General features: G+C 68.5%; 7 protein-coding genes and 1 pseudogene. 6 read left to right on the top strand and 2 right to left on the bottom strand.

Annotated elements, in window-relative coordinates:
* Nucleotides 1-959, bottom strand: a 959-nt coding sequence (locus AC1DVT_RS17100) for a dihydroxy-acid dehydratase domain-containing protein (RefSeq protein ID WP_477390252.1), incomplete at its 3' end; no start/stop codon positions are given.
* Between the two features lie 86 nt (nucleotides 960-1,045).
* On the opposite strand from AC1DVT_RS17100, the gene AC1DVT_RS17095 reads away from it, so the two are divergent.
* Genes AC1DVT_RS17095 through AC1DVT_RS17080 form a run of 4 tightly spaced genes read left to right on the top strand, consistent with a single transcriptional unit; the run spans nucleotide 1,046 to nucleotide 4,682 of the window.
* Nucleotides 1,046-1,960 carry an SMP-30/gluconolactonase/LRE family protein gene (locus tag AC1DVT_RS17095; RefSeq protein ID WP_477390250.1) on the top strand — a complete coding sequence of 305 codons (915 nt, stop codon included), beginning with the start codon at nucleotides 1,046-1,048 and terminating at the stop codon, nucleotides 1,958-1,960.
* Complete coding sequence (locus AC1DVT_RS17090; RefSeq protein ID WP_477390248.1) at nucleotides 1,957-2,829, top strand: fumarylacetoacetate hydrolase family protein; 873 nt, start codon at nucleotides 1,957-1,959, stop codon at nucleotides 2,827-2,829. The genes AC1DVT_RS17095 and AC1DVT_RS17090 overlap by 4 nt, the downstream gene beginning before the upstream one ends.
* Nucleotides 2,829-3,857: a zinc-dependent alcohol dehydrogenase gene (locus tag AC1DVT_RS17085; RefSeq protein ID WP_477390246.1), complete on the top strand. Its 1,029-nt coding sequence runs from the start codon at nucleotides 2,829-2,831 to the stop codon at nucleotides 3,855-3,857. Before AC1DVT_RS17090 ends, AC1DVT_RS17085 begins: the two co-directional genes overlap by 1 nt.
* Before the next feature lie 18 nt (nucleotides 3,858-3,875).
* Nucleotides 3,876-4,682, top strand: coding sequence for an IclR family transcriptional regulator (locus tag AC1DVT_RS17080; protein ID WP_477390244.1), 807 nt, complete (start codon nucleotides 3,876-3,878; stop codon nucleotides 4,680-4,682).
* Nucleotides 4,683-4,691: 9 nt separating this feature from the next.
* On the opposite strand, the gene AC1DVT_RS17075 is transcribed toward AC1DVT_RS17080, so the two are convergent.
* Nucleotides 4,692-5,018 carry a hypothetical protein gene (locus tag AC1DVT_RS17075; RefSeq protein ID WP_477390242.1) on the bottom strand — a complete coding sequence of 109 codons (327 nt, stop codon included), beginning with the start codon at nucleotides 5,016-5,018 and terminating at the stop codon, nucleotides 4,692-4,694.
* A 54-nt stretch (nucleotides 5,019-5,072) separates the two neighbouring features.
* Here AC1DVT_RS17075 and AC1DVT_RS17070 point away from each other — a divergent pair, with 54 nt between their 5' ends.
* On the top strand, nucleotides 5,073-5,354 hold the full coding sequence (locus tag AC1DVT_RS17070; protein WP_477390240.1) for a hypothetical protein: 282 nt from the start codon (nucleotides 5,073-5,075) through the stop codon (nucleotides 5,352-5,354).
* 233 nt (nucleotides 5,355-5,587) lie between these two features.
* A pseudogene (locus AC1DVT_RS17065) lies at nucleotides 5,588-6,319 on the top strand (hypothetical protein); the annotation flags it as partial.

Genomic DNA, 6,319 nt, shown 5'->3' with positions numbered 1-6,319 from the left:
GCACGGTAGAGGTCGTCCATCAGGAACTTCCCGCTGGGCTGCAGGTTCGCGAGCACCGGCACTCCGGCGCCGGCCGCGTCGAAGTCCTCGAGCGTCAGATCGATCCCCAGCCGCCCGGCGATCGCCAGCAGGTGCACGACCGAGTTCGTCGATCCGCCGACGGCCGCGACCGCGATGATCGCGTTGAGGAATGCGTCCTTGGTCATGATGTCGCTGGGCCTGCGGCCGACCGCGACCAGGTCGACGATGAGCCGACCGGTGTCGTGCGACAGCGCGAGGAGACGTGCGTCCGCGGCGGGCGTGCCAGCGAAACCTGGGATGGTCATGCCGAGGGCTTCGGCCACGACGGCCATCGTCGACGCGGTGCCCATCGTGTTGCAGTGTCCCTTGCTGCGGATCATGGACTGCTCGGACTTCATGAACTGCTCGTTCGAGATCGTCCCTGCGCGGGCTTCCTCGCTGAGTCGCCAGACGTCCGTGCCGCAGCCGAGCGCCTGACCCCGGAAGTGGCCCGTCAGCATCGGCCCGCCAGGCACCACGATCGCCGGGATGTCGACGGATGCCGCGGCCATCAGCAGCGCCGGAATCGTCTTGTCGCACCCACCGAGCAGCACGAGCCCGTCGATCGGGTTGGCGCGGAACATCTCCTCCATCGCCATCGCGGCCATGTTGCGCCACAGCATCGCGGTCGGCTTGACCTGCGTCTCGCCGAGCGAAACCACCGGCAGGTTGTACGGCACGCCGCCCGCGGCCCAGACGCCCTGCTTCACGCTCTCGGCGACCTCATTGAGGTGCATGTTGCACGGAGTGAGATCGGAGGCAGTGTTCGCGATAGCGATCTGCGGCTTCGTGGCGTCGAGTGCCTCGACGGGGTTTCCCCGGCGCATCCAGGCCCGATGGATGTAGGCGTTGCGGTCGTTTCCCTCGTACCAATCGGCACTGCGGAGATCGTTCACCATTGAACCTCGTTTTCCACCATATTGAACCATCCGCTAACATTCTGAATCATGCCACAGGCGGCATCACGCACCAACGCACGGGAGCCATGACCACTTTCACCGCTGAACAGGCCACCGATGCCGAGTTCGACCTCGCCGAGGGGATCATCTGGGACGACCGGGCCAGTCTCGTCCGCTGGGTCGATATCTGGAAGGGCCGGGTGCTCTCGGGCACCCTGCGTGAGGGACGGATCGTCGACGTCGCATCCGTCGAGCTCGGCCAGACCACCGGAGCGGTCGCCCTCGCCGAGGACGGCGGGCTCCTCGTCGCCGCCGCACGCGGGCTGGCCACCATCTCCACCGACGGCGCGATCTCGTTCGGCCCCGAACTGCTCGGCGAACGCCGCGAGGTGCGGTTCAACGACGGCTCCATCGACCCGCAGGGCCGATTCGTCGTCGGCACCCTCGCGCTCGGCGTCGCGACCGGCGAAGAAGTCCTGCTGCGCGTCTCGCCGGACGGCTCGGTCGAGACGCTGCGGACCGGCATCGGTCTCTCCAACGGCATCGGCTTCGCCCCGGACGGCGGCACGATCTACCACGTCGACACGCTCGCCAACACGGTTTCGAGCCACTCCTACGGCCCCGGCACGTTCGACGACGATGAGCCCTGGGTGCACGTGGTCACGGACTTCCGGCACCTCCCCGACGGCCTCACCGTCGGCGCCGACGGCACGCTGTGGGTCGCGCTGTGGGGCGGGTCCAGCATCCGTCATCACTCCCTCACCGGCGAGCTGCTCGACGTCGTCTACGTGGATGCGACCCAGGCATCCTGCCCCGCCTTCATCGGCCCCGACCTCGCGACGCTCGGAATCACCACCGCGCAGGAGGGCCTGAAGGACTGGACGGATGCCTCGGGCGCGCTGTTCCTCGCCGAGGTCGGCGCGACCGGACTGCCGGTGCCGCGCTGGGCGGGCAGCACCATCACTCCCTACTGGAACAACGACAAGGAAGCACTCGCATGAGACTCGTTCGCCTCGGAACCGCCGGCTCGGAAACCCCCGGAGTGCTCGTCGACGACGACACGTTCGTCGACCTTTCCGACATCGTCTCGGACTTCGACGAGAAGTTCTTCGGCTCCGGCGCACTCGCCGGCCTTGCCGACGTCGTCGCCGAACGCGTCGCCGCCGGTCGCACGGAGCCCGTCGGCGACCGTCGGTTCGGCGCCCCGATCGCCCGCCCGCACCAGCTGCTGTGCATCGGTCTGAACTACAGCGACCACGCCGCCGAGACTGGCCAGGCCGTCCCCGCCGAGCCGATCCTGTTCACGAAGTCGCCGAACACCCTGATCGGCCCGAACGACGATGTCMTGATCCCCCGCCGGTCGGTCAAGACCGACTGGGAGGTCGAGCTCGGCGTCGTGATCGGCAGCCACGCCTCCTACCTCGCCGACGAGGCAGAGGCCGCCGCCGCGATCGCAGGGTATGTCCTCGTCAACGACGTCAGCGAGCGCGAGTGGCAGACCGAACGAGGCGGCCAGTGGTCCAAGGGCAAGTCGGCGCCGACGTTCAACCCGGCCGGGCCGTGGCTCGTCACGCCCGACGAGATCGGTGACGTGCTCGCGCTGGACATGTGGCTCGATGTCGACGGGACGCGCCGCCAGACCGGCTCCACGTCGACGATGATCTTCAGCCCGGCCTTCATCGTCCACTACCTGAGCCAGTTCCTCGCGCTCGAGCCCGGCGACCTGATCAACACCGGAACACCCCCCGGAGTCGGCATGGGCCAGAACCCGCCGACGTACCTGCACGGCGGCGAGACCATGACGCTCAGCATCACCCGCCTCKGCACTCAGACGCAGCACGTCATCGCGGATCCGACCGCAGCGGGCTGATGCGCGCCCTCGTCGTCACCGCCCCCCGCCAGGCCGCGGTGCTCGAGGTGCCCGRTCCCGTCGCCGCGCCGGGGCAGCTGCTGGTCGACGTCGAACGCGTGGGCATCTGCGGCACCGACGTCGAGCTCTACACCGGTGCGATGGCCTACATCGAGCACGGCCACACGCACTTCCCGATCCGCCTCGGTCACGAATGGGCAGGGCGCGTCGTCGGCGTCGGCGATCCGGCAGACGAGCAGTGGATCGGCAAGCGCGTCACCGGCGACACGATGCTCGGGTGCGGCCGCTGCGCGTACTGCCTGGCGGGTACCCATCACGTGTGCCCGAACCGGTTCGAGGTCGGCATCCGGGACGGCTGGGCCGGAGCGCTGGCGGAGAAGGTGCTCATTCCGACCCGTTTCGCCTACGAAATCCCCGAGCATGTCAGCCTCGCGGCGGCCGCGCTGATCGAGCCGGGCGGAAACTCGCTGCGCGCCGTTCGGGCGGCGAACATCACGCCGGGACAGAAGGTGCTCGTCCTCGGATCGGGCACCATCGGCCTGCTCGCGGCGCAGTTCGCGCTCGCGGCCGGCGCGGAGGTGCATGTCGGTGGGGTGCGCGAGGGCTCGCTGGCCCTGGCCCGTTCGCTGGGGGTGCCGCACACCTGGCAGCTCGAGGAACTTGCGGCCGCGGCATCCGATCAGTTCGACGCCGTCATCGAAGCCACCAGCAACGAGACGATGCCGGCCCTGTCGGTGCGGCTCGCGAAGCCTGCCGGGCGCGTCGTCTACATCGGGCTCTCATCCACCCCGAGTCTCGTCGACACGCGCGATGTCGCGCTGAAGGACATCACGGCGGTCGGCATCCTGTCCGCCTCCCCCGGCCTCGCCGGGGCCATCGAGCACTTCGCCGACGGATCCGTGATCCCCGACTCGATCGTCAGCGAAGTGGTCTCGCTCGAAGACGTGCCTGCGCGACTCGAGGGGCGTCGGGGCGCCGATGCGGGGCCTGGCCCCAAGGTGCATGTCGACCCGCGCCTGGGCGGCTAGTCCGAAAGGGATGCGACGATGACCGAGCCGAATTCCCCAAGCGACGGCCGCCTTCTGCCGGAGGAGAAGCTGGTCGGGGCCGACCGCGTCATCGCCGTGCTCACCGAACTCGCCGACCACCCGCTCGGCGTCACCCTCGACGAGCTCGCCGGCATCCTCCGCAGCTCGAAGCCGACCGTCCACCGCGCCCTGGCAACGCTGCGTCGGGCAGGGCTCGCCGACATGACCGGGCGCGGCGTTTACATCCTCGGCGACGAATACCTGAGGCTCGCCTTCCGCAATCTCGACGGACGGCCCGAGAACGCCCGCATCCAGCCGCTGCTCGAGCAGCTCGCCGCCCAGTATGGCGAGACGATCCACTACGCCGTCCTCTCCGGCAAGGACATCGTCTACCGGGCCAAGATGGATCCCCCGCAGGGCGCCGTCCGCCTCACCTCAGTGGTCGGCGGTCGCAATCCGGCGCACCGGACAGCTGTCGGCAAGGCGCTTCTGAGTACTCGGCTTCTCGGTCTCGATCAGGTCATCGACTGGTTCGGTGAGTTTCCGCTGGACCAGAAGACGCCGAACACCCTGGTCACCGCCGAGGCACTTCTCGCAGAGTTCTCGAAGACCCGACTGCGCGGCTTCGGCATCGACAACCAGGAGAACGAGATCGGCGTCAACTGCGTCGCCATCCCGATCCACCTCGACGGCTCCGCCACCCCCTCCGGCGCCATCAGCGTCAGCGCCGTCACCTTCCGCTGCCCGCTGGAGCGCCTCGTCGACGCCGTTCCCGACATCCGCGAGACGATCGCACGGATGCTGGGGCCCCACGCGCTGGGATAGCCCTGGACGTCAGCTGTCCTCGCCGGGTCCCGATTCGACGATCTGTCGCATGACTTCGATCGAGATCTCGTGTCGCTCACCATTGATCCATTCCTGAACCGTGAACGGGACGTCCAGACCGTCGAGGTAGTCGGCGGTCTGCTCGAGTCGGGGCACGACCCGGATGTGGTCGTTGCCGAACAGGGTCGCGGCGTAGACCGGCTCGCCACCGCGGATCGCGCGCCGCAATTCGCCCGTGGAGCGCCCCGTGATGCGGTGCAGCGACTTCAGCACTTCGCTGCCGAAGTCGGGGGTTCCGACGATCGTGAGTGAGAGGGCGTTCTCGGGCGCGGTCATGATCCATCACAGCACGTGACGCAGCCATCGGAGTGCGCGCCGAACCGCATCGGGATGGATGCCACCGCCTTCGCGATACGCTCACGGTTTCTGATCCTGGTTCCCCAGGCCGCAGCCGCCCAGAACGAGGCAAACATCCAATCGGTCGCCGCGCCCACTTCTGCGGTCGACGAGATCGCCAAGGCGAAGACCCTCCTCGACTCCGGAGCGATCACGCAGGCCGAATCGCGCATAGCCGAATCCAGCCGATCTTCGCAAGCCCCTCGGACGCGCCGTGCGACCGACTTAGATTCAGGTCAGACCCGCAAGGATGCCGGGCTGGGGGGAGAAGCATGACGAGCACACTCGACGACTGACGCGCTTGCGACGCACCTCGCTGTCGCTCGAGCCGCACCGCAGTCCCATCGCATGCCCACGCCCAGAGTCGTTCTGGCGCTGGGCTGGCTCCGCTCGCCCGAGGCCTTCCGTCGTCGGCACAGCGCCGACGACTCTCTCGGCGGATTCGACCGCCGAGGATCTGTCAAGCAGCCGGCCCGCAGAGGGCGCTGCAGCTCTGGGAGGGGTATCGAATGAACAGTTGGAAGCCGCTGGCGAGCGTGACGCTTGCCGCCGCGCTGATCCTCGCGCCGATGGCATCGATGGGTGCCTATGCTGACGAGGTCGCGCCGCCCGACGGGGCCGTAGAAGTTAACGCGGCGGCCGAGGCCGTCGTCGAAGAAGCCGCGCCACCGCAGGAAACGGTCACCGCTCCGGCGGAGAACCCGGGAACGACAGAGGCCGCGCCGGACGTCGCAGCTCCCGTCGAGGAAGCACCGGCTGGAGAGCCGGTCGCCGCACCCGCCGCACCCGCGTCGGTCGCCGTGCAGGCCGACCCGCAGCCCGACGAGAAGTGGGTCTTCGTCTGCAAATACGTCGGCAAGCCCGGCGTCGATGAGCGGCTGCAGACGGGCAACAATCCCATCTCGGTCAGCGTCAACTCGATCAAGAACTGGGACGGGATGACGATCCCCTCGCCGCTGTTCGCGGACGCGCAGGGTCGTTCCGCGGTGATCGCCTGGGACCCGGACAAGGGTGAGGGCCAGAACAACGAGCCCTCGGTCAACGATTGTCCGCCCGCAGATGGGCCGGATGAGGTCACGCCGCTGTGGAGCTACACGCCCCCGACGTGTGACGCCGCCGGCACGCTGACGTTCACCGACGTCGTCGGTGTGAGCTGGACCGCGGTGTCCAATGGCAACGGCACCACGACCTACACCGCCGTGGCTGCAGAGGGCTACGTGCTCTCCGCACCGGTATCGTTC

It is taken from the genome of Microbacterium sp. P2_F9, from assembly GCF_056403635.1.
Note: the sequence above shows the minus strand (reverse complement) of the source record. Positions and strands in the feature narration are given on the sequence as shown.

What these genes read in the sequence shown, in the direction of transcription:
- AC1DVT_RS17095 (WP_477390250.1), top strand. Translation starts at nt 1,046, where the DNA reads ATGACCACTTTCACCGCTGAACAGGCCACCGATGCCGAGTTCGACCTC.
- AC1DVT_RS17080 (WP_477390244.1), top strand. Translation starts at nt 3,876, where the DNA reads ATGACCGAGCCGAATTCCCCAAGCGACGGCCGCCTTCTGCCGGAGGAG.
- AC1DVT_RS17075 (WP_477390242.1), bottom strand. Translation starts at nt 5,018, where the DNA reads ATGACCGCGCCCGAGAACGCCCTCTCACTCACGATCGTCGGAACCCCC.
- AC1DVT_RS17070 (WP_477390240.1), top strand. Translation starts at nt 5,073, where the DNA reads ATGGATGCCACCGCCTTCGCGATACGCTCACGGTTTCTGATCCTGGTT.